At 74.6% G+C, this 20,667-nt stretch carries 23 protein-coding genes and 1 pseudogene; 15 read left to right on the top strand and 9 right to left on the bottom strand.

The features are described 5' to 3' along the window. Positions 1-78 precede the first annotated feature (78 nt). Positions 79-284 (bottom strand): annotated as a pseudogene (locus tag ACFV1L_RS08805) (transposase); the annotation flags it as partial. A gap of 186 nt (positions 285-470) precedes the next feature. Beyond that, positions 471-1,097 carry a hypothetical protein gene (locus ACFV1L_RS08800; RefSeq protein WP_380364222.1) on the bottom strand — a complete coding sequence of 209 codons (627 nt, stop codon included), beginning with the start codon at positions 1,095-1,097 and terminating at the stop codon, positions 471-473. A gap of 594 nt (positions 1,098-1,691) precedes the next feature. On the opposite strand from ACFV1L_RS08800, the gene ACFV1L_RS08795 reads away from it, so the two are divergent. Continuing rightward, positions 1,692-2,057 carry a hypothetical protein gene (locus ACFV1L_RS08795; RefSeq protein ID WP_380364220.1) on the top strand — a complete coding sequence of 122 codons (366 nt, stop codon included), beginning with the start codon at positions 1,692-1,694 and terminating at the stop codon, positions 2,055-2,057. Positions 2,058-3,382: 1,325 nt separating this feature from the next. Here ACFV1L_RS08795 and ACFV1L_RS08790 read toward each other — a convergent pair. After that, complete coding sequence (locus ACFV1L_RS08790; protein WP_380364218.1) at positions 3,383-3,976, bottom strand: SMI1/KNR4 family protein; 594 nt, start codon at positions 3,974-3,976, stop codon at positions 3,383-3,385. A 74-nt stretch (positions 3,977-4,050) separates the two neighbouring features. On the opposite strand from ACFV1L_RS08790, the gene ACFV1L_RS08785 reads away from it, so the two are divergent. Both ACFV1L_RS08785 and ACFV1L_RS08780 read left to right on the top strand, forming a co-directional pair. Continuing rightward, positions 4,051-5,016: a TIGR01777 family oxidoreductase gene (locus ACFV1L_RS08785; RefSeq protein WP_380364217.1), complete on the top strand. Its 966-nt coding sequence runs from the start codon at positions 4,051-4,053 to the stop codon at positions 5,014-5,016. 140 nt (positions 5,017-5,156) lie between these two features. Further along, positions 5,157-5,579, top strand: coding sequence for a hypothetical protein (locus tag ACFV1L_RS08780; RefSeq protein WP_380364215.1), 423 nt, complete (start codon positions 5,157-5,159; stop codon positions 5,577-5,579). 34 nt (positions 5,580-5,613) lie between these two features. Here the strand turns inward: ACFV1L_RS08780 and ACFV1L_RS08775 are convergent, their stop codons facing one another. Next, a complete protein-coding gene (locus tag ACFV1L_RS08775) occupies positions 5,614-5,739 on the bottom strand; it encodes a hypothetical protein (protein ID WP_380364213.1) in 126 nt (41 codons plus the stop codon). A 330-nt stretch (positions 5,740-6,069) separates the two neighbouring features. On the opposite strand from ACFV1L_RS08775, the gene ACFV1L_RS08770 reads away from it, so the two are divergent. After that, positions 6,070-6,657: an SMI1/KNR4 family protein gene (locus tag ACFV1L_RS08770; protein ID WP_380364292.1), complete on the top strand. Its 588-nt coding sequence runs from the start codon at positions 6,070-6,072 to the stop codon at positions 6,655-6,657. 464 nt (positions 6,658-7,121) lie between these two features. On the opposite strand, the gene ACFV1L_RS08765 is transcribed toward ACFV1L_RS08770, so the two are convergent. Beyond that, positions 7,122-7,763: an NADPH-dependent F420 reductase gene (locus ACFV1L_RS08765; RefSeq protein WP_380364290.1), complete on the bottom strand. Its 642-nt coding sequence runs from the start codon at positions 7,761-7,763 to the stop codon at positions 7,122-7,124. A gap of 106 nt (positions 7,764-7,869) precedes the next feature. On the opposite strand from ACFV1L_RS08765, the gene ACFV1L_RS08760 reads away from it, so the two are divergent. From ACFV1L_RS08760 to ACFV1L_RS08750, 3 genes are all read left to right on the top strand, one after another. Further along, the gene (locus tag ACFV1L_RS08760) at positions 7,870-8,223 is read left to right on the top strand and encodes a winged helix-turn-helix transcriptional regulator (protein WP_380364211.1); all 354 of its coding nucleotides are present in this window, start codon (positions 7,870-7,872) and stop codon (positions 8,221-8,223) included. After that, a complete protein-coding gene (locus tag ACFV1L_RS08755; protein ID WP_380364209.1) occupies positions 8,220-8,480 on the top strand; it encodes a hypothetical protein in 261 nt (86 codons plus the stop codon). The genes ACFV1L_RS08760 and ACFV1L_RS08755 overlap by 4 nt, the downstream gene beginning before the upstream one ends. Before the next feature lie 292 nt (positions 8,481-8,772). Next, on the top strand, positions 8,773-9,144 hold the full coding sequence (locus ACFV1L_RS08750) for a hypothetical protein (protein WP_380364208.1): 372 nt from the start codon (positions 8,773-8,775) through the stop codon (positions 9,142-9,144). A gap of 71 nt (positions 9,145-9,215) precedes the next feature. On the opposite strand, the gene ACFV1L_RS08745 is transcribed toward ACFV1L_RS08750, so the two are convergent. Genes ACFV1L_RS08745 through ACFV1L_RS08735 form a run of 3 tightly spaced genes read right to left on the bottom strand, consistent with a single transcriptional unit; the run spans position 9,216 to position 12,297 of the window. Beyond that, a complete protein-coding gene (locus ACFV1L_RS08745; protein ID WP_380364206.1) occupies positions 9,216-9,554 on the bottom strand; it encodes an STAS domain-containing protein in 339 nt (112 codons plus the stop codon). Beyond that, a complete protein-coding gene (locus ACFV1L_RS08740; protein ID WP_380364204.1) occupies positions 9,551-10,657 on the bottom strand; it encodes a B12-binding domain-containing protein in 1,107 nt (368 codons plus the stop codon). Before ACFV1L_RS08740 ends, ACFV1L_RS08745 begins: the two co-directional genes overlap by 4 nt. Continuing rightward, a complete protein-coding gene (locus ACFV1L_RS08735) occupies positions 10,654-12,297 on the bottom strand; it encodes a PP2C family protein-serine/threonine phosphatase (protein ID WP_380364202.1) in 1,644 nt (547 codons plus the stop codon). Before ACFV1L_RS08735 ends, ACFV1L_RS08740 begins: the two co-directional genes overlap by 4 nt. A gap of 372 nt (positions 12,298-12,669) precedes the next feature. Between ACFV1L_RS08735 and ACFV1L_RS08730 the strand changes: the two genes are divergently transcribed. Beyond that, the gene (locus ACFV1L_RS08730; protein WP_380364201.1) at positions 12,670-13,080 is read left to right on the top strand and encodes an ATP-binding protein; all 411 of its coding nucleotides are present in this window, start codon (positions 12,670-12,672) and stop codon (positions 13,078-13,080) included. Positions 13,081-13,103: 23 nt separating this feature from the next. On the opposite strand, the gene ACFV1L_RS08725 is transcribed toward ACFV1L_RS08730, so the two are convergent. After that, complete coding sequence (locus ACFV1L_RS08725; protein WP_380364200.1) at positions 13,104-13,508, bottom strand: SsgA family sporulation/cell division regulator; 405 nt, start codon at positions 13,506-13,508, stop codon at positions 13,104-13,106. A gap of 243 nt (positions 13,509-13,751) precedes the next feature. Between ACFV1L_RS08725 and ACFV1L_RS08720 the strand changes: the two genes are divergently transcribed. From ACFV1L_RS08720 to ACFV1L_RS08690, 7 genes are all read left to right on the top strand, one after another. Then, a complete protein-coding gene (locus ACFV1L_RS08720) occupies positions 13,752-14,225 on the top strand; it encodes a Dps family protein (protein ID WP_380364199.1) in 474 nt (157 codons plus the stop codon). A gap of 209 nt (positions 14,226-14,434) precedes the next feature. Continuing rightward, on the top strand, positions 14,435-15,292 hold the full coding sequence (locus ACFV1L_RS08715; RefSeq protein WP_380364198.1) for an STAS domain-containing protein: 858 nt from the start codon (positions 14,435-14,437) through the stop codon (positions 15,290-15,292). Beyond that, positions 15,289-15,666, top strand: a complete 378-nt coding sequence (locus ACFV1L_RS08710; RefSeq protein ID WP_035869306.1) for an STAS domain-containing protein — start codon at positions 15,289-15,291, stop codon at positions 15,664-15,666. Before ACFV1L_RS08715 ends, ACFV1L_RS08710 begins: the two co-directional genes overlap by 4 nt. Then, positions 15,663-16,079 (top strand): anti-sigma regulatory factor, encoded by a 417-nt coding sequence (locus ACFV1L_RS08705; protein ID WP_380364196.1) that lies wholly within the window; start codon positions 15,663-15,665, stop codon positions 16,077-16,079. Before ACFV1L_RS08710 ends, ACFV1L_RS08705 begins: the two co-directional genes overlap by 4 nt. Beyond that, positions 16,067-17,260, top strand: coding sequence for an ATP-binding SpoIIE family protein phosphatase (locus ACFV1L_RS08700; RefSeq protein ID WP_380364194.1), 1,194 nt, complete (start codon positions 16,067-16,069; stop codon positions 17,258-17,260). The genes ACFV1L_RS08705 and ACFV1L_RS08700 overlap by 13 nt, the downstream gene beginning before the upstream one ends. Beyond that, positions 17,257-19,032 carry a hybrid sensor histidine kinase/response regulator gene (locus tag ACFV1L_RS08695; protein ID WP_380364192.1) on the top strand — a complete coding sequence of 592 codons (1,776 nt, stop codon included), beginning with the start codon at positions 17,257-17,259 and terminating at the stop codon, positions 19,030-19,032. The genes ACFV1L_RS08700 and ACFV1L_RS08695 overlap by 4 nt, the downstream gene beginning before the upstream one ends. Continuing rightward, entirely contained in the window at positions 19,029-20,663 is a 1,635-nt protein-coding gene (locus ACFV1L_RS08690; protein ID WP_380364190.1) for a SpoIIE family protein phosphatase, read from the top strand. Before ACFV1L_RS08695 ends, ACFV1L_RS08690 begins: the two co-directional genes overlap by 4 nt. Positions 20,664-20,667 lie beyond the last annotated feature (4 nt).

Here is a 20,667-nt window from a genome sequence, read left to right as displayed (position 1 = left end):
AAGGTCTTGAGGCGGTTGATGGCGCGCTCGACTTCGGTGCGGCACCGGTAGGTGTCCGTGTCGAAGACGGGAGGCCGTCCTCACCTCTTGGAGGATCCGGTCCCAGGTGCCGTCGGCCCCCACCGCCGGTGCCGCTCGTAGTCGGTCCTCCAACTGCCGTAGCGCTCCGGCAGGTCACGCCACGGCACGCCGGTGCGGACCCGGAACAGGATCCCGTTGACCAGCTGGCGGTGGTCGTACCAACGACCGCCCCGAGCACTGTACTTCGGCAGGTGCGGCTCCAGCCGCCCTCACTCGTCGTTCGTCAGATCTCCCCGCCCCATGAGCAGCACAACGATCCGACCATCCGAAGGGCACACGATCCGCCGGGCAGAACCAAGTGCGGACACGTCTTCCTCGGCACTGTCACGGCAGCCGCCCTCGTCCTCTGGCTCCGCACATGACCAGTCAGCCCGTCCGGGGTCTCGTCATCAGCGACCCGGGAAGTCCCTTGCACGGCCGGCGAGCCAGGCGGCGACACGCTGCTTTTCCTCGCGGTTTGCACAGGGGCTGTCGTAATGCGTGATCCACTCCAGGTGTCGCAGGACGTTCTCCGAGCGGTCCGGGTGATGCACCACGAGCACACTGACGCCGGTCTCACCGGTTGAGGCTTCGAGGTACACGCTGCCGTCCAGAGCCATCATGCCGAAGCCCGGGTGGCCCGAGTGCACGCCCAGGAACGCCGATGCCGCGCCTCGGCCCATGATGTCCCAGCGATCCAGCAGCCGGACCCGGGTCCACAGCGCCGGTGCGGCACCGCTGTTGTGCAGGTGCTCCAGAGCGGCCCGGTGCGAACGGGTGCCCTGTGGAACTAGCAGGAGGAACTCCCGCCGGTGGTCGAAAAGGCCCGAGGAGACCGCCAGGTCGTACCAGTCCGCATTGAGTCGCTCGACCAGCCGCGAGGTGTCGTATCGGTGCGAGAAGCCTCCGGCCACGTCCTCCGCACCGTACCCGCGGACGAACGGCATCGTGCCCGTTGGCACAGCGTTGGGGATCACCTCGAGGCCAGCTCGCCGCAGCGGCCGGTAAACCTTGCGGTCACGCTCCTGAATGCCCATCGACCGATGTTCTATCAGGGTCGACAGCCACCGGGCCCGCCGTTTCTCCTCCAACTCCACGTGATCGGCCGGACAGTCCCAGCTGTCCACCGCGTAGGGGAACACACGGTCGGCTGGCTCGTCTTCTGGAACTCCGAGGAATACGCGGGCACCCGCGATCGGTGCCACAGCCTGGTCGGCAGTGGCCCTTACCAGGTCAAAGGCATCAGGGCGCTGACCCACCGGTCGCTCCCGTTCGCGCACTCGTCCACGCCGTCGGAGTGGACGAGTGCGTTGCGCCGTCTGCGCAGGCAAGCCCTCGCCTGAGCCAGCAGGCGGCGTGGGCGTCCGGCACGGCCATCGGGACTGGAGGCGAACCCGCGGAGGGGCTGGTGGGACCGCACCCGAGGGGTGGAGATCTGCCCGCCGTTGTCCATCGAAGCGCTGGTCGGCCCGGTCCGACGACGGCCCGCATGAAGGGGCCGAGGTGGGGATCCAGCCTGCTCCAAAGGTCGTCAAACGTCTTGGCGCAAGCCCTAGTTGCTGCCCGGTTTGCCCCTTCTCGGGTGGGGAGACCGTCGGCAGGACGGTGCGGGGAGCGCAGAGGGGCTGGCCGTGACGGTCGAGGCGTACCGGGACAAGAGCGACGACGAACTGTACGAGCTGATCGGGGCGGAACTGCTCGGCGACGGACCCGGGCTGTCCCCGGAGGACGAGGAGGGGCACCGCCGGTTCGGCCGGGAGTGGTTCGCCGGCAAGCGCCGCGAACTCCAGCGGCGGATCTGCCACGACCCGCGCGTGCAGGGGCTGTTGGGAACCACTCCTCGGACCGGATGCTCGACGCCGCCGGCATCTACGGACCTCCAGGATCTCGACGGCGCCTCCGCGGTCACCGGCGCGTTCGACTCGGCGGTGCTGGCCGTCCTGGTGGCCCGCATCGGCCTCGGCACCTTCTGCGTCAACGCCCCGGCCGGACCGTGACCGACTCGACCATGGCCGAGCGCCACCGCCTCCTGGTGGCGCCCGACCGGCAACAGCAACTCGCCACCGTTCGGGACGAGTTGGACGCCCTGGGCGACGCCCGGGGAAAGGTCCGACCTGGACGCGGCGATGAGCGGCTTCCTCGGCTCGGAGTGGGCCGACAACCAGGACCCGATGACCGCCCTCGCCGAGCAGCTCACCCACGACCTGACCTCGGCGCTCGCCGACCTCGGCACCGAACCGGCCCAACTCGACAGCGTGGTCGCCACGTTCACGCTCCAGGAGGACGCCTCGGCCCGGCTGCGCCCGTTCGCGGACGGCTCCGGACTGGTGATGGTCTCCGACGCCGTCCTCACCGCCGTCGACGTGTACGCCGCCGCGGCCGCGGGCAGCCAAGCCCACCTCGCCGACGGTGGCGTGCTGCGCCGACTCCGGCGCGCTGCGCGGGCGCACCGGCGCAGCGCGTTCGCCGGAGACCCGCAGGTGTTGACCGGGCGGCTGCGCTACCACCACGTCCACCGGCGGGTCTACGGCCTGTCGGGCAAGCTCGGTGCGCGTCGACGGCGACGGCGGACAGATCCGGAGCCTGCTGAACGTCCAGGCCGCACGGTTCGTGTTCGGCCACGAACGGGCCCACCACGTCCTGGACACGGCCGGGTCGTCAGCGGGTTCTCCCCCGACGAGCGGCTGCCCGTGTGCTCCGCCGCGCAGCAGCAGGAACTCGACGCCGACCTGCTCGCCCACCGGGCCGGCGTCCGCGCGCTGGAACGGGATCTGGCGGCCGCCCCCGGACTCTCCGGACTCGCCGGCCTGATCGCCGTCCTGGGCAGCCCGACCGCAATGCTCGCCCTGCACTCCACGGAGCGCGCGCTCTTCGTCCGGTGCGGCAACACGCACCCGCCGGCCGGCGAGCGCGCGGCCCGCCTGCTGGCGCGGTTGAGCGCCCGCCACCAGCAGTTCGCCACCCTGCTGCTCCGCTCCCTGCTCCCCGTCACCGAACAGGCCTGCACGTACGGGCCGGACTCGGCGCCCCTTCGACCCCGCGCTGATCACCCGCGTGCCGGACCTCGAAACTCCGCACCCCACCGCGTACTTGGCGAAGATCGTCGAAGGCCGACCCGGCAGGTGCGTCGCACCTTGGCGGAAGGTGCCCGCCAGGCCGCCGCCGGACAGGCCCAACAGGCGCTGCTCACCTGCGGATTGGGCCCGGCCCAGGCCGCGCGCACCGCCGACTCCGGCCGGCCCCTGGCCTTCCACACGCTGTACACCCGGCTTCGTGCCGCGATGACGACCGCCGATGCGATTCGAGTTGGGTCCGCCCTCGGTCAGGACTCCAGGTCGTACCACTCCTTGCCCGCTGCCCAGTGGGCGACCCAGCCGGCGAAGCCCGGGGCGGCGGTGGTGTTGCAGAACGGGGCACCGAACGGGAGGGCGCCCTCGCCGCAGATGAACCAGATGTGGCCGCGGTGCGGGCCGGTGACGATCAGGTGCCAGTACATGCCGCAGCCGTCGGTGCCGAGGACGATCGACCCGTGGTTGAACACCGGGCCGAGCGCGCCCTCGCCGTCCTCGTCTCCGTCGCCGTCCTCGTCTTCGTCTCCGTCCTCGGGTTCGTCGTCCTCCCAGACCCAGGCCTCGGTGAGCGGGAACGGCTCGGCCAGTACCCGCTCGGGCCGGTTCGCGCCCCAGTCCGAGGGGAGTTCGGCGAGTGCCGTCAGGCCGAAGTCCGGCGGGCCGGCGTGGGAGCCGTCGGTGATCTCGGCGACGAAGGTCCGGTACGGCTCCGGCAGGACGATGCCGTGCTGGGCCTCGAAGGCGTGCACGGCCTCCCAGCCGAGGGCGGAGGCGCCGTCGTCGGTGACGGCGAACGCGGCACGGAGGGCCGCGAGTTCGGCCGGGTCAGGGTGTTCGGTCTGCATGCGACAGGGATATCAGCACGGTCGGACAGCCGGGAGAATTGAACGTGTTCAGTGTGGCGGTATACGTTCTTTCCGTGAAGTTCGTGATTCCCGGCGGGACCGGGCAGGTCGGAACGATGCTGGAGCGCGCCCTGCGCGCGGACGGGCACGAGGTGGTCATCCTCACCCGCACCCCCGCCCGGCCCGGGCAGATCGCCTGGGACGGTCGCACGTACGGGCCCTGGGCGGAGCAACTGGACGGCGCCGACGCGGTGATCAACCTGGCCGGGCGGACGGTGAGTTGCCGCTACACGCCGGAGAACCTGCGGCAGATGATGGACTCCCGGGTGGACTCCACCCGAGTGATCGGCGAGGCGATCGCGGCCGCCGCCAGGCCGCCCCGGGTCTGGCTCCAGATGAGCACCGCGACCGTCTACGCACACCGCTTCGACGCGCCCAACGACGAGGCGACCGGCCTGATCGGCGGCACCGAACCCGGCATCCCGGACTACTGGGAGTACAGCGTCCGGATCGCCCGCAACTGGGAGACCGCCCAGCAGGACGCCGCCACGCCCGCGACCCGCAAGGTCGCGCTGCGAACAGCCATGGTCCTCAGCCCGGACCGGGGCGGCGTGTTCGACGTCCTCTCCCGGCTGACCCGCCTCGGCCTGGGCGGCCCCGTCGGCGGCGGGCGGCAGTACGTCTCGTGGATCCACGAGCACGACTTCGTCCGCGCCGTACGGTTCCTGACCGACCGTGAGGACCTGGCCGGCCCCGTCAACCTCGCCGCACCGCACCCGCTCCCGCAAGCGCAGCTGGCCCGCGCGCTGCGCCGCGCCCACCGGACGCCGCTCGGCCTGCCCGCCACCCGGTGGATGGCCGAACTCGGCGCCCTCGCCCTGCGAACGGACACCGAACTCCTCCTGAAGAGCCGCCGCGTCGTCCCGGGCCGCCTCCTCGCGGCGGGCTTCTCCTTCGACTACCCCGACTTCCCGTACGCCGCCCACGAGTTGACGGCCCGCCGCCGCCACCGGGTCACGGCCCCCGGCTCGGTGAGGTAGGCGTCACGCCGTCAGGACCCGTGCCCGGAGCGCCGGTCGGCCGGCACGGCCACCTCCGTGCGGCCAACAGCACCGTGTGGCGTGACCTGGGATACGGTGAGCGCCCGGGTGCGGTAGTGGTGGTATTGGGGGAGACCGACATGGCTGCTGTCAACGTTCCTGGGCCGGAGACGGATTGGGAGGAAGCTCCTTCGTACCAGGGAGGGAAGCGCAACCCAGCCTTCCAGTCGAGCATGTGGGAGTTCGCAGCCAGCTCGTTTCGGGTAGTGGCCGGGTTGCAACCACCCCTGAGGGTGCTCGCGGAGCGGTTGCGACTGACCGTCGAACGAGGCTGGGAAGACCTCGGGCACGTGAACGTGGCGATGTTCCGCATTCGGAACACGGACTTTGCTCTGAGCGAGCTCGAAGCAGCGCCCGTCCCTTACACGTTCGTGTGGGTGCGGCGCTCGGAAGACGATGTGGAGTCGGCACTCGGCACCCTGCTCGACGCCCTCGCCATCGGGCGCGAGTCGCTGGCGTTCCGCGGCAGCGTGGAGACCGGCTTCGAGACCTGCAACGGCTGATCCGGACAGCGTGCGAGCAACGGGCGCAGGAGTATCACAGGTAACTGATCAGGACTGCGGTGACAAGAGGCGCCGAGGCGTGCAGGGTCCGGTCGGTGGACTGCACGTACGCGGTCCCCGACTCGCCGGTGGTCCAGGAGCATGCCAACGCGCATGACACGGTGTCACTCCCTTGAGACCCGATGGACGGACGGGAACGACTGCCTTGCGGGGCGGCTGGGTCTGCGGCCCCGCGCCGTCGCTGATGAGGACGGGCCGGAGTGCGCGCGACGGGGAGGGCAGCCCCGCCGGCAGCAACGTGCGGGGCTGAAGGCTGGGCACCGCCGGGCCAGCACCGGGTGCTTCGCCGGATCTGCAGGCCGACGGACTGCGTAGTCCTTGTGCCTGCGCAGCTGCTCGCGTGATCGTCCGCTGCATTCGGATCATCAGGCCGACGCCCCGAGGCGTCGTGACCGACCACCCGTCCAGCCGCGTCGCCTCGGAGTGTCCGATGTCGGCGGGTTCTGACAGCATCACGGTCGTGATCGACATCGATGACCTCGTGCAGCGTATTGCCATCCGGGCCGGGGCCGACAGGGGCTGCCTCCCTGGGCCGGTCGCTGGTGCCCGGATTGCCGAGGCCGAGGCGCAGTTGGGCTTCGCGCTGCATCCGTTGCTTGCGCGTCTGTACGGCGAGGTTGCTGACGGCGGCTTCGGGCCCGAGTACCAGTTGCTGCCGCTGCTCGGGCCGGGATCCACTGTCGTGGGGGAGTACCTGGCGCGGCGTGAGGCGTCCGTCGGGGTGGAGCACCCGGAGTGGCCCGAAGGTGTCGTGCCGATCCTGACCTGGGGCTGTGCCATGTATGCGGGCGTCGACTGCTTCAGTGAGGACGGTCAGGTCCTGCTCTTCGAGCCGAACCCGTACAGCGGCGGGTCGTGGGATCAGTGCTGGTTCCTCGACTCCGTCGGCCTCGCGGAGTGGCTGGAGACCTGGCTCGCGGGGACGGGCTGGTACGAGGAGGACGCTTTCGACCGGGACGATCCGATCGAGCCCCGGCCGTGGGAGCAGGCCGCGCGCCGACTGTCGTCCCACGCATAGCGAGACCCGGGCGCTTCGTTCCGTGGGCGCAGGTGGCGTGATTCCGGCCACGCCCGCGGCGCCGTTCGGAACCTCGGCGTCGGAAGGGCGACCGGCGCATGGGCGGCTGGTCCGGTGCATCCGGCGTTCGGACTCGGCGATGCGGACAGGGAGGATCTCGCGGGCCTCCTTGCGCCGCCGGCCGTGAGAGTGGTGGGCGGATTGCGGGCCGCTTGTTCGGCGACTGGGGCGGCCGTTGCTTGTCCGGTGCCCTGCCTCATCGGTTCCAACGAGACCGGTGCGATGTTCAGGTTCCACCAGCTCCGGGCCGGTCAGTCGTGGCACAGCCCGGACCTGGACGGCGACCGGACGGACAGGACGGTCGTGATCGACCTCGCGCCGCCTGCTGTCTTCCCCGGCATCGGAACGCACGGCCGCCCGGCGGGCAGCGCGGAGTTCGATGCCGGGGCGGGGGCGACGGAACGTCAGCCGGCGGCGTGGGTGAGGGGTGGGGCGATGGCCTGGGCGTCGGCCTGCTGGTCGAGCCAGAGGGTGATGTAGAGGGCGGCGGTGGCCTCCAGGAGGTGGGCTCGGTGGAGGGGACCGGTGGGGAGGGGGGTGCAGCCGAGGGCGTGGACGAGGTCGGCGGTGCGGGTGACGGCCTCGGGGTCGTCGCCGCAGAGCGGGACGGCGAGGGGTCGGCCGTCGAAGACCGGGGGGCGCAGGCGCCAGACGTCCTCGTGGCAGAGGTTGAAGGCCTTGACCACCCGGGCTTCCGGTGCGGCCGCCGCCAACTGCTCGGCGGCGGACGGGCCCTGGCCGGTGAGGAGGCGGAAGTCCGGGCCGACGGGATTGGCGCAGTCGATCAGGACGCGGCCGGCCAGCGCGTCGCGCAACTCGCGGGCCACCTCGGCGCCCGCCCCGTACGGCAGCGCCGCGAGCACCACTTCGCCGGACTCCGCCGCCTCGCGCAGGCCGGCCGGGCGGGCGCCGTGGCCGACCCGTTCGGCGAGCCGGCGGGCCTTGGCCGCGTCCCGGCCGCCGATGGTGAGACGGTGCCCGGCGCGCGCCCACTGGGTGGCGAGCGCGTCGGCCATCCGGCCCGTCCCGAGGACGCCGACCGTCAGCGGCCTGCTCGTCGGCCTGGTCGTCGAACTGCTCATCTACCGGCTCCACTTCGTGCGGTTCTCGTGGTCTTCGACAGTAGGGAGCCGGTCGGGCACCATTCGGTACGTGACCGATGCCTACCTCGCCGACTGCCGGGCCCGCCTCGCCTTCGACCTGCTCTCCAACACCTGGAACGCCGTGGTGCTGTGGGCCCTGCGCGACGGCCCGTGCCGCCCCGTCGAGCTGCGGGAGCGGATCGGCGGCATCAGTTCGAAGGTGCTGACCGAGACGCTGCGCCGCCTCCAGTACCACGGCCTGGTCGCGCGCGACCCGCGGGGCCACGGCGTGGAGTACGGGCTGACCGCGCTCGGCCGCACCCTGCTCGCCCCCATCGACGCCTTCGGGGCCTGGGCGTTCGAGCACGGCGACGAGGTGATGGCCGCTCAGGAGGCGGCCGAGACGGCGGAGGCCGGCGCGTGAACGGGGCGCAGCCGGGTGTGGCGGAGATCGCGGCGTGGCTGGACGCCGTGGCCGACGGCCGGGCGGACCGCGACGCGGCGGACCGGTGGGCCGGGCGGTGGCTGCTGGACGAGGCACTGGAGTGGGAGGAGGCGTCCCGGGCGGGGCTGGAACTGCTGTACGGCATCGACCTGCGCTCCGGCGCCGGCGGCCCGTACCTGCACGACGAGGAGCAAGTGCGGGGCTGGGCGGCGGATGTGAGGGCCCGCGGGGAGTGACGTCCGGCGGCCCGGCGGCGGTGCCGGCGCGTCGCGCCCGCCGACCCGGTTACCGGCCGGTACCGAGTGCGGGCGGGTCGGGGGGCGCTGACGGCGGACAAGCGCTGGACCGTCGGTATGGAAAGCCGCGCGAGGCCGCACGAAGTATCCGGCGAAGGGTTAGATTTCGGGCAATCACCCCCTTCGATCGCAGCCGGGCCGCCGCCGCAGCGCGCGCCGTCCGGCCGGGAACACGAGGAACTCCCCCATGGCACCGCACTTCCGAGGGGCCGCGCTGCTCGCGGCCGCCGCTATGACGCTCATCCTTGCCCCCACTGCCGCCGCTGTCGGCAGTCCGGTCGAACCCACCACGACGCCCGTCACGGCCCCCGCCGCCGACGATCCCCGGACCGATTCCCAGGCGGACGTCCCGGCCGACCCGGCGGACGACCTGGCGGACGACCAGCTCGGTGACGTCGCCACCCCGGGCGCCGCCCCGCTGCCCGGTGACGTCGCGACCCCCGGCAGCGCCCCGATGCCCGGTGGCGTGCCCGGGTTCCAGGACGGCGGCGCGTCGAACGCCGCGCTCCGGCCCGTCGACAAGGTCTACCCGGCGCTGCCGCCGCCCGGCCGGCTCGTCCACGGCGAGCCCGTCAACCGCGCCCTCCCCGTGCTCGGGCGCTGACACCACGGGAGCCGTACCCCGCTGAACGCGCGAGGGCCCGCACCGGACGGACGGTGCGGGCCCTCGCGCGTTCAGTGCGGGGCGGGCGGGCGGTGGTCGGCGAGCAGGTAGTCGGCGGTGCCGGTGAGGTGGAGCAGCCGGTCCAGGTGCGCGGGCCGGCGGTCCAGCAGGAGGCGGCGGCCGGCCGCGTCGACGTCGCGGCGGAGCTGCAGCAGGACGGACAGGCCCATCGAGTCGCAGAGGGACATGCCGTGGCAGTCGAGCCTGACCGCCCCGGCGTCCGGACGGGCGGCGAGCAGAGCGGCGACCGTGCGGAGCAGGTCGTCGCAGCTCTCGTGGTCCAGTTCGCCGGTGACGGGGACGGTGACGCTGGCCGGCGGGGCGTCGGGGAGGCGTTCGAGGCTGCTCATGACGGGTGCCCCGGGGCGGCGGACGGCTGCCGGGCGGCCGTCAGGACCGCGACGCTGCGCGGCAGGTCGCGCAGCTCGGCGGCGAGCACCCGCAGCGAGAACGCCAGGAAGGCGTCCGGGACGGAGCGGGCGGCGAGGACCTCGCCCGTCCACGCCAGGAAGTCGTGGAACAGGCCGGGATCGCCGGTGTAGAGCGCCACCGCCAGGTACTCCACGATGTGGCCGAGGTCGTCGAGCGTGTGCTCGCGCTGGAGCTCCGTGTACGCCCGGACCGGCGGGAACTCCCGCTCCAGCGCGGCCATCACGGCCGCCACCAGCTGCCGGGAACTCCGGCTGACCAGGGTGTACTCCTGGTCGACCAGGTGCGGCAGGTCGTCCACCGGGAGGTGCGGCGAGGCCGGCGCGGGCAGGCCCGCCGCGAGCCGGTCGGCCGCCGCGCGGGCGTCGGCCGCCCAGGCGTCCGCGCCGAGCAGGTACGCGTGCCGCCCGTCCGCACCGAACGCCGCCCCGCCCGCGATCACCGGCACGCCCGCGGCCTGCGCGGCCGTGATCGCCGCGTGCGCGGCGGGCAGCCGGGCCGCCAGCGAGGCCGACAGCGCCAGCGCGTCGGGCGCGGTGCGGTGCAGGTGCGCGATCAGGTGGGGGGTGGGGCACTGCGCGCCCAGGTAGTCCACCCGCCAGCCGCGCAGCGTCAGGACCTCGGCCAGCAGCCGCGCCGGGAAGGCGTGCCACTCGCCGTCCACGCAGGCCACCGTGGCCCGGCCGCGGGTCGGCGCGGCGGGTGCGAACGCCGGGTGGCCGGAGAGCACCCCCACCACCCGTTCGGTCACCGCGGTCGCGGCGTGCTCCTGCACCACGCTGATCCGGTCGGCGGCCCACTCGCGGCCGATCCGGGCCTGCAACGGTGCGATGACGTCCAGCAGCAGCGCCTCCGGCCCGAGACCGGACTCCAGGGCGCGCACCGCCAGCGCGGCCGCCGCGGCCTGGTCGCCGGCCAGCACGGCCGTCCACAGGCGGTCCGTCCAGTCGGCGGCGGCCGGCGGGCGGGCTGCGGGACGGCGCGCGGGGGCGTCGGGGCCGGTCGCCGTCGGCGGCGCGCTCACGCGGCCCCCTCCAGCCGGCCGCCGACCAGCGCGAGGTGGCCGCGCGGCGGCGCGGCGATCACCATCACCGCCATGTCGTCGTGCCGTCCGTCCCGGATCCACTGCGAGGCCAGCATCTGCACCCGTTCCACGATCGCCTCCGCGGGCATGCCCGCACACTCGCCCAACGCCTGCTGCAGCCGGTCGTCGCCGAACTGCTCCCGGCCGGTCGGGCCGCCCCTGGCCTCGGTGATGCCGTCGCTGTACAGCACGCACGCCTCGCCGGGATCGAGCAGCACCGTGTCGGTGCGGGTGGTGGCCTCCGGCAGCACGCCGACGATGCTGCCCAGCGTGCTGGACGGCGTGACCCGGCCGTCGGCGCGCACCACCATCGGCGCGGGATGCCCGGCCGCCGACAGCCGCACCCGGACCCGCTCGCCCTCGCGGCGCACCGACGCCAGCACCAGCGAGGCGAACCGGGTGTGGTGCGAGGTCAGCAGCGCCCGGTTCAGCAGTTGCAGCACCCGCTGGTGGTCGTCCGCCAGCGGCAGCAGGGCGTGCAGCGTGTTGCGGACCTTGCCGGTCATCACCGCCGCCTCCAGGCCCTTCCCGCTCACGTCGCCCAGCAGTGCGAGGGCCTCGCCGTCCGGCTCCGCCGACGGATGCACGTCGTAGAAGTCGCCGCCGATCCGGTCCCGGTCCACCGACGCCCGGTAGCCGCCCGCGAAGTCCACGCCGTTCAGGTGCGCCAGGCGCGGGGGGAGCAGCTCGCGCATCAGCAGGTCCGTCACCGACGCCTGGTCGGAGTACATGACGGCCGCCGACACCGCCGCGCCGGCCCGCGCGGCGAACATCCGCGCGAACTCCTCCTCGTGGGGGTCGAACCGGCCGCCGTCCGCCGCCCGCAGCAGCACCAGCGCCCCCGCCGGGACGCCGTGACCCGGCAGCGGCGTGACCACCACCGAGCCGACCCGGCCCAGGCCCTCCGGCACCAGCCAGTCCGGCGTGGCGCCCGGGTCGATCCACCGCGACGGCACCGGTGGGAACCCGCGCAGCGCCTCCGCCAGCCCCGGCACCTCCGCCGGATCGGCGCGCACCTGGCGGTGCACCGGGTCGCCGCCGCCCAGCGCGGACACGAAACGCATCGTCCGCCCGCGGGCCGGGGCGACCACCACGGCGGCGTCCGCGAGGTGCAGCGCCGCCTGCCGGGCGGCCGTCTCCAGGATGCGGTCCACGTTCAGCGAGGACAGCAGCAGCCCGGACAGCCGGGTCAGCAGCTCCCAGTCGCAGGGCCCGCCGCCGGCCGTCCCGGGCAGCACCGCCGAGCAGCCTTCCGCGCCGACGAACCACCACACCACGCTGCCGTCGGCCTGCGGGGACGGGTGCGCCTCGACGGTCCCGGCCGGCGGGTCGTCGTGCCGGACGACACCGGTGCGGCCCCGGTCGGCCAGCCGCAGGTGCGCCCGCCGCAGCCAGGCCGGCACCGGGTCCGCGGTCGCCTCGCCGCGGTGCGGGCCGGCCGGCGGTGTCAGCAGGCGGCGGGCGGCGGGGCTGGCGTGCAGGAGCCCGCCGGCGGCATCCAGGACGACCACGGGGTACGGGGAGGCGGCGAGGAACTCGGCGCCGGCCGTCGCCGGGGGGAAGGTGGGGGGAAAAGCCATCGTCGGGGCCCTGACGGGCCCTCACCTCGCAATCCGGTCGTCGCCGGGCGCGGCCGGCGTTCGGCCTGCCGTGCTCGGCGAGCGTGGTGCGGGCCGACGGCGGCCGAGACCGGTCCGGACGGGCCGCACCCGAACGGCCATGCTATCGCCCGCGGCACGCTGCCCCGGGCCGCCGCCGGTGGGCCGCAGGCGGCGCGGGTCCGTCACCGCGCGGGGGTACTGTCGCCTTCCGCGGGCCACGGGCCGTGGAAGGCACACGTTCGGCCGGTGTGGCGCGCCGATGCCCGGGCAACCGAGAGGTGACAGACCCGCGTGCCGCCCCCCTCGTGATGCCGGGGCAGGACGCGCAGCAGCCGATACGAGGACACCACCATGCCGCCCACCGACACCGATCCGACCGGCCGGGCCGGCACGGGCCCGGCGGTGCGGACCGCCGCCCAGGCCCGGGCCGCCGTCACCGCCGCGCTCGGCCGGCACGCCGCCGTCCACGCGCGGCTGCACGGCGACGCCTGCCTGGCCGTCACGGAACTGGTCACCAACGCCATCCGGCACGCCGGGGGAGTGACCGGCTTCGCCGTGCGGGCGGGCGCGGGCGGCAGCGTGCTCACCATCGACGTCGAGGACGCCGACGACCGCCACCCGTGCGGCGACGGCTCCAGCCTGAAGGACCCGACCCGGGTCGGCGGGCGCGGCTGGGCGCTGGTCCAGCTGGTCGCGGCGAGCTGCGAGGTCCACGGGCTGGCCGGGGGCGGCAAGCGGATCAGGATCACCCTGGCGGCCTGACGCCCCGTCAACCGGGGGCGCGGTCAGGCGAGGAGGCGGGCCAGCACGTCGTCGAGGTCGAGGTGGTCGGACTCGGTGCCGGCCGGGACGAGGGCGAAGGAGTCGGCGAGGAACGCCGCCACCGCCTCGGCGGGGATGCTGACCACGGCGCGGCCGTCGTGCGGGCTCAGGGTGACCAGGACCCGGCCGTCCGGACCGGGCTCGACCAGGACGTCGCCGTCGCCGACGGGGGCGCGGCGGCCCTCGTCCAGCAGTTCGCGGCCGAAGTACCACTCGATGGTCCCGCCGCCCGGGCCGCGGGACGGGAAGGCCAGGCACACGCCGTACGGCAGCGCCGTCTCGAAACGGAGCTCCGCGGTGAGGGCGACGTGCGGGAACGGGCCCTCGGGGAGGGTGACGTCGGTGGACCGGGACGTGGCGACGGGCATGCGGCGGAACCTCATTCTGCTGGAGGTGCGGTGCTGACGAGTCCGGTGCGGCCGGCCCGGGCCGGACGGCCGGGCCGGGGGAGCGGCACGGCGCGGCTACCCGCAGCGGCGCGGTCCACGCGTCGCGGTTGCGGAACCGTTACCGGCCGCCGGCCGGGGGTTTCCGACCGGCCCGACGGGGCAGCCGGAGGGCGGCCGGGCCGACACCGGCCCACCACACCCCCGATGCGGAAAGGACCCACCATGGACCTCACCCACAGCCCGCTGGCGGACGGCGACCGCGACACGGCCGGGGACGCACTCCAGGGCGCTCTGGTCGACCTCGTGGACCTGTCGCTGGTGGCGAAGCAGGCGCACTGGAACCTGTACGGGCCCCGGTTCCGCTCCGTCCACCTGCACCTCGACGAGGTGGTGGCGACCGCCCGCGACTTCGCGGACCAGGTCGCCGAGCGGGCCGCCGCGATCGGCGTCAGCCCCGACGGCCGGGCCGCCACGCTGGCCCGCACCAGCGGCCTGCCGGAGTTCCCGGCCGGCTGGACCGCCGACGACGAGGTGGTCGACCACCTGGTGAAGGCGTTCGGCGCGGTGATCGGCCGGATGCGGGAGCGGATCGAGAAGACCGAGAGCGCGGACGCCGTCACCCAGGACCTGCTGATCGCGGTCACCGCCGCACTGGAGAAGCACAGCTGGATGTTCCGCGCCGAGAACCAGAACTGACCTGCGGCGCAAGGCACTCGCCGCCCGCCCGGGGCCGCCGCGCCGCGGGCGGGCCGGTCGCGCGGGAAAATCCGGCGCGCCGGGTGCATACCTTGCGCCGCCCGGGGCAGCCGGAGCCCGGTGGCCGGGCCGACCCGCGCGGGCCGGCGCCACCGAGGACCCATCGGGGCTCCCGCAGGAGGGAGCCGCACGAACGAGGAGAACGCCCCATGGCGGTGGAGCATGCGTCGGAACGGCTCGTGGAACTGCTGAACCGCGACGACGCGATGCAGGACCAGTGGGTGGCCGCGGTGGCGGCCACCCTGGGAGGCCGGATCAGCCGCGCCGAACTGGAACGCGAACTGACCGACCTCTACCAGGCGCTCGCCCAGGCCCTCGGCAAGGGCAGCCTGGACTGGCGCGGCGAGGACTACTCCGAGGTCCGCGCCCTGCTGGTGGAGCTGTCCCGCACCCGGGCCCGGCACGGGTTCACCCCGACCGAGACCGCGATCAGCGTCTTCGCGTGCAAGGACGTGCTGGCCCCCACCACCGACAGCACCGCCGAGGACATCACCGCGTACCTCCAGCTGACCCGGCTGCTGGACGCCCTCGGCCTGTTCACCATCGAGACCTACGCCCGCGCCCGCGAGGAGATCATCAACGCGCAGGCCGAGCAGCTGCTCGAACTCTCCACCCCCGTCGTGAAGCTGTGGGAGGGCGTGGTCGCCGTCCCGCTGGTCGGCACGCTCGACTCCGCGCGCACCCAGGTCGTCATGGAGAAGCTGCTGCAGAGCCTGGTCGACTCCGAGTCCGAGCACGCCATCATCGACATCACCGGCGTCCCCGCCGTCGACACCGAGGTCGCCCAGCACCTGCTGAAGACCGTGGTCGCCGCCCGCCTGATGGGCGCCGAGTGCACCATCTCCGGCATCCGGCCGCAGATCGCCCAGACCCTAGTCGCGCTCGGCGTCCAGTTCGGCGACATCGTCACCAAGGCGACGCTCGCCGACGCGCTGCGCCACGTCCTGCAGCGCAGCGGCAGCCAGCAGCCCGCCGCCGCCCCGATCCCGGCGGGCGGCGACCGGTGAGCGACCGCGTCCCCATCCTGCGCATCGGCCAGGTCCTGCTGGTCTCCATCCAGATCGACCTGGAGGACCAGACCGTCCTCGACCTGCAGGACGACCTCGCCGAGCGGATCGTCGCGACCGGCGCCGGCGGAGTCGTCATCGACATCACCGCACTGGAGATCGTCGACTCCTTCGTCGGCCGCATGCTCGCCAACACCGCCGCCATCTCCCGCATGCTGGACGCCGAGACCGTCGTCGTCGGCATGCGCCCCGCCGTGGCCATCACCCTGGTCGAACTCGGCCTCTCGCTCGGCGGGGTGCGCACCGCGCTCACCCTCGACAAGGGCCTGGCGCTCCTCGAACGCGACCGTACCGCGCGTACGGCCCGCCCATGACCGGGCACGAGGTGGATCAGGAGGAGACCGTCCCGATCGCGTCCAACGACGACGTGGTGCGCGCCCGGCAGACCGTGCGCAGCTACGCGCAGCAGTGCGGACTGTCGCTGGTCGACCAGACCAAACTGGTCACCGCCGCCAGCGAACTCGCCCGCAACACCCTGGTCTACGGCGGCGGCGGCCGGATGCGCTGCGCCGCCGTCCGCCGGGGCGGCCGGGTCGGCGTGCACGCCGTGTTCGAGGACCACGGGCCCGGCATCCCCGACCTCGACCTGGCGCTCACCGACGGCTGGACCTCCGGGGGCGGCCTCGGCCTCGGCCTCAGCGGCGCCCGCCGCCTGGTCGACGACTTCGACCTGCACAGCGAGCCCGCCACCGGGACGAGGGTGTCGGTGACCAAGTGGAAGCGCTGACCTCCCCCGTGCTCGAGTGCGAGGACGCCGTGTGGCTGCGGCACTCCGAGTCGCTGCCCGCCGCCGCCCGCGGCACCGCCCGCCAACTCGCGCACCGCATCGGCCTGCTGCCCGAACGCGTCGCCGAGGTCGGCGTCGCCGTCAGCGAGGCCGCCACCAACCTGCTCCGGCACGCCGCCGACGGGGCGATGGTGCTGCGCGTGGTGCGCACCGACACCGAGGCGGCCCTGGAGTTCGTCACCGTCGACAGCGGCCCCGGGATGACCGACGTCCCCGGCGCGCTCGCCGACGGCTACTCCTCCGACGGCACCCTCGGCATCGGCCTCGGCGCGATCGCCCGGCTCGCCGACACCTTCGACCTGCACTCGCTGCCCGGCCGCGGCACCGTGCTCGTCGCCCGGTTCTGGAACCGCACCCCCGGCGGCCGCGACGCCGCCGCGCAGGGCGAACCCGTCGCCGCCGGCCTCACCCGCCCGATGAGCGGCCAGGACCTGTGCGGCGACGCCTGGGCGGTGCGCCCCGCCCACCCCGCGCCCGACCGGTCAGGCCACGGCGGGCCGGCAGCCGACCGGCTCGCACCGGTCGGCGCCCCCGCCCGGCTCGACTGGGCGGCGCTCACCAACCGCGCCCCCCGCCCGGCCGCCCCCGCCGGGACCGACCGGCCCGGCCGCGGCGGCGCGTTCCTGCTGATGTTCTGCGACGGGCTGGGCCACGGCCCGCTCGCCGCCCGGGCCACCTCCGACGCCGTCGCCGCCTTCCACCGCAGCGCCGCCCACACCCCCGACCAGGTGCTGGCCGACCTGCACCGGGCGCTGCGCGCCGGCCGCGGCGGCGCGATAGCCGTCGCCCTGGTCGAACCCGCCGAGCGGCGGCTCACGTTCTGCGGCGTCGGCAACGTCAGCGCGTTCGTGGTGGACACCGGCACCGGCGTCCGCCGCGTGCTGCCATCCGCGCCCGGCATCGTCGGCCACCAGATGACCGCCCCGCACACCGTCCGGCAGGAACTCGCCCCCGGCAGCGCCGTCGTCCTGCACTCCGACGGGCTCACCGACCGCTGGCGGGCCGCCGACCTGCCCGGCCTGTTCGACCACCTGCCGGTGACCGCCGCCGCCCTGCTGCTGCGCGACGCCGGCGTGCGCCGGGACGACGCCGGCGTGGTCGTCGCGAAGGGCGTCTGGTGAACGGACCGCACTCCCGCCCGCCCGTGCCGCTGGAGGCCACCACCATCAGCACCGCCCAGGACACCTTCGCCCTGCGCCGCAGCGCCCGGGCCGTCGCCGACCTGCTCGGCGCCGACGGCCAGGACGCCGTCCGGCTGGCCACCGCGCTCAGCGAACTCAGCCGCGACCTGCTCGGCGCCGACCGGCTCACCGCGAGCTTCGCGCTGCACCCCGACCCGGCGCCCGCCCTGCACGTCACCCTCTCCTGGCACGGCGTGCACCGGCTGTCCGAGGAAGCCCTGGAGGCCTCCGCCCGGCTGCTCCCCACCCACCACCGGCCCACCGGCGACGGCGGCACCGCCCGCGTCGAACAGCGCCTGCACCCGGCGGCCGAGGCCGACACCGACCTGGTCGAGCGGGCCCGCCGCCTGCTCGCCGCCCACTCCGGGCCCAGCGCCCAGGAGGACTCCCGCGCCCAGACCCGCGACCTGATCGCCGCGCTCGAAAAGACCCGCGCCCAGCGCGAAGAACTCAAGCGCCTCAACAGCGAGTTGGAGGAGACCAACCGGGGCGTCCTCGCGCTGTACTCCGAGCTCTCCCGGGAGCTCGAGGAGACCAACCGCGGCGTGGTCGCGCTCTACGCCGAACTCGACGAGAAGTCCCGCCAGTTGCGCGAGGCGAGCGAAGCCAAGAGCCGGTTCTGGGCGAACGTCAGCCACGAACTGCGCACCCCCGTCAACTCCGTCGTCGGCCTCGCCGAACTGCTGCGCGCCGACACCGACGCCCCGCCGGAGGAACGCGAACGCCAACTCGCGCTGATCGCCGGCTCCGGCCGCACCCTGCTCGGACTGGTCGACGAACTGCTCGACGTCGCCAAGGCCGAGTCCGGCACCCTCGAACCCCAGTGGGCGCCGCTCGACCTGCGCGCCGTCCTCGCCCACCTCGAAGGCACCCTGCGCGGCCTGGCCCGCCCCGGCGTCACCCTGCGGATCGACCCCGCGCCCGAACACGGCCCGCTGCTCGGCGACGAGACCATGCTCACCCGGATCCTGCGCAACCTGCTGTCCAACGCGCTGAAGTTCACCGAGACCGGCAGCGTCCACCTCGCCACCCGCCTCGACGCCCCGACCGGCGGCCTCGCCCACCCCACCCTGGTGCTGACCGTCACCGACACCGGCATCGGCATCCCGGACGACCAGCAGCAACGCGTGTTCGAAGAGTTCTACCAGGTCAAAGGCCCGCACCAGCGCGGCCGCCGGGGCACCGGACTCGGCCTGCCGTACGCCCGCCGCCTCGCCGGGATCCTCGGCGGCACCCTGCACCTGGAGAGCGCCCCCGGCCGCGGCACCACCCTCACCGTCCGCCTCCCCGCCCGCCCCGCGCCGCCGCCCGCCGCCGCCCGCCCCGCCGTGCTGCTCGCCGTCGACGACGACCCCGGCTTCCGGGCCGTCCTGCGGCCCCTGCTGGAGGAGATCGCCGACCGCGTGGTGGAGATCCCCGACGGCGCCGAGGCGCACGCCGCGATCCGCCGCACCCGCCCCGACGCCGTCGTCCTCGACCTCCAGCTCGGCGACACCGACGGCCGCGACGTCCTCGCCGCGCTGCGCGCCGACCCCGACCTGACCCACCTGCCGGTCGTCGTCGTCACCTCCGCGACCCTCACCGCCGCCGACCGCGCCGGCCTGGCCCACGCCCGCGCCGTCCTGCCCAAGACCGGCCTCACCGCCGCCCGACTCGCCGCCGCCCTGGCCGGCCCCCCGCACCGCCGCACCCCGCCCGAGGACGGACCGTGACCAGCACACCCACCGACGCCGGCCCCGCCACCGTGCTGGTCCTCGACGACCACGACGCCACCCGCTACCTGATCGGCAGCTGGCTGCGCCGCGCCGGACACACCGTCGTCGAAGCCGTCGACGGCGCCCAGGCCCTCGACCTGCTGGACCGCACCCCGGCGGCCGACCTGCCCGAACTCGCCGTCGTCGACATCAGCCTGCCCGACATGACCGGCTTCGAGGTGTGCGAACGCATCAAGCGGCAGCCCCGCACCGCCGCCCTGCCCGTCATCCACATCTCCGCCACCGCGATCGAAGCCAGCGACCGCACCCAGGGCCTGCACCGCGGCGCCGACGCCTACCTCACCGAACCCATCGACCCGGCCGAACTCCGCGCCACCGTCACCGCCGTCCTCCGCTACACCCGGGCCCGCCAGCGCGCCGAACACCTGGCCGCCCGGGTCGCCGCCCTGCACCGCTCCACCCTCGCCCTGTACGGCGCCGCCGGCACCGACGGACTGGTCACCGCCGCCGCCCTCGGCGCGACCCGGCTCGGCGCCGCCCGCGCCACCGCGATCGCCCTCGGACCCGACCGCGACACCCTGCACCTCGCCCACCACGCCGACGGCCCCGGGCCCGTCCGGCTGCTCCACGCCCCGCCCGCACTGCTCGACGCCCTCGCCCACCACACCCTCGGCGACGCCACCGGCACCGACACCACCCTCCTCGACGCCGACCAGTGGCACACCGTCCGCACCGACCACGGCCTCGCCGCCGCCGGACTCCCGGCCGGCCCCACCGCCCTGGTCGTCGCCCGCACCAAACCCGGCCGCCCGCTGCTCGCCCTCGCCGTCGACCGGGACGCCGTCGCCGCCCCCGACGCCCGCAGCCTGCTCTCCCAGCTCACCCAGGCCGCCGCGCTCGCCCTCGAAGCCCAGCGCAGCCAGGCCGAGGAACACGCCCTCGCGCTCACCCTGCAACGCTCCTTCCTGCCCAGCCGGCTCCCCGCCGTCCCCGGCGTCGAACTCGCCGTCCGCTACGAACCGGCCTCCGCCCGCAGCGAGATCGGCGGCGACTTCTACGAGGCCCTCGACACCCCGGCCGGCCTGCTCCTCGCCATCGGCGACGTCGCCGGGCACTCGCTGGAAGCCGCCATGGCGATGGGCGAACTGCGCCACGCCCTGCGCGCCTACGCCATCGAGGGCCACGACCCGCAGACCCTGCTGCACCGCCTGGACGCCCTGCTGGTGCGCCTGCGCCCCGGCCTGACCGCCACCGTCTGCCTGGTGCTGATCGCCCCCGACCGCCGCCGGCTGCAGGTCGCCAACGCCGGACACCTCCCCCCGGCGCTCAGACTGCCCGACGGCACCACCCGCTACCTCGACGACCACGGCATCCTGCTCGGCCTGAACATGCCGCAGCCGCCGCCCACCACCCACGCCGTCCCGGACGGCGCCACCCTGCTGCTGGTCACCGACGGGCTGATCGAAGTCCCCGGCGAACACCTGGAGACCGGACTCGAAGCCCTCCGCGCCGTCTTCGCCGACGCCCCGGCGGGCCCCGACAGCACCGGCGACCTGCTGCTGTCCACCTTCGCCAAGGCCCAGAGCGACGACGTCGCGCTGCTCGTCGCCCGGCTCCACCACCCCTGACCGG

The organism is Kitasatospora sp. NPDC059646, assembly GCF_042734615.1.
Lineage (GTDB): Bacteria > Actinomycetota > Actinomycetes > Streptomycetales > Streptomycetaceae > Kitasatospora.
This window is presented reverse-complemented; position numbering and strand designations above follow the sequence as displayed.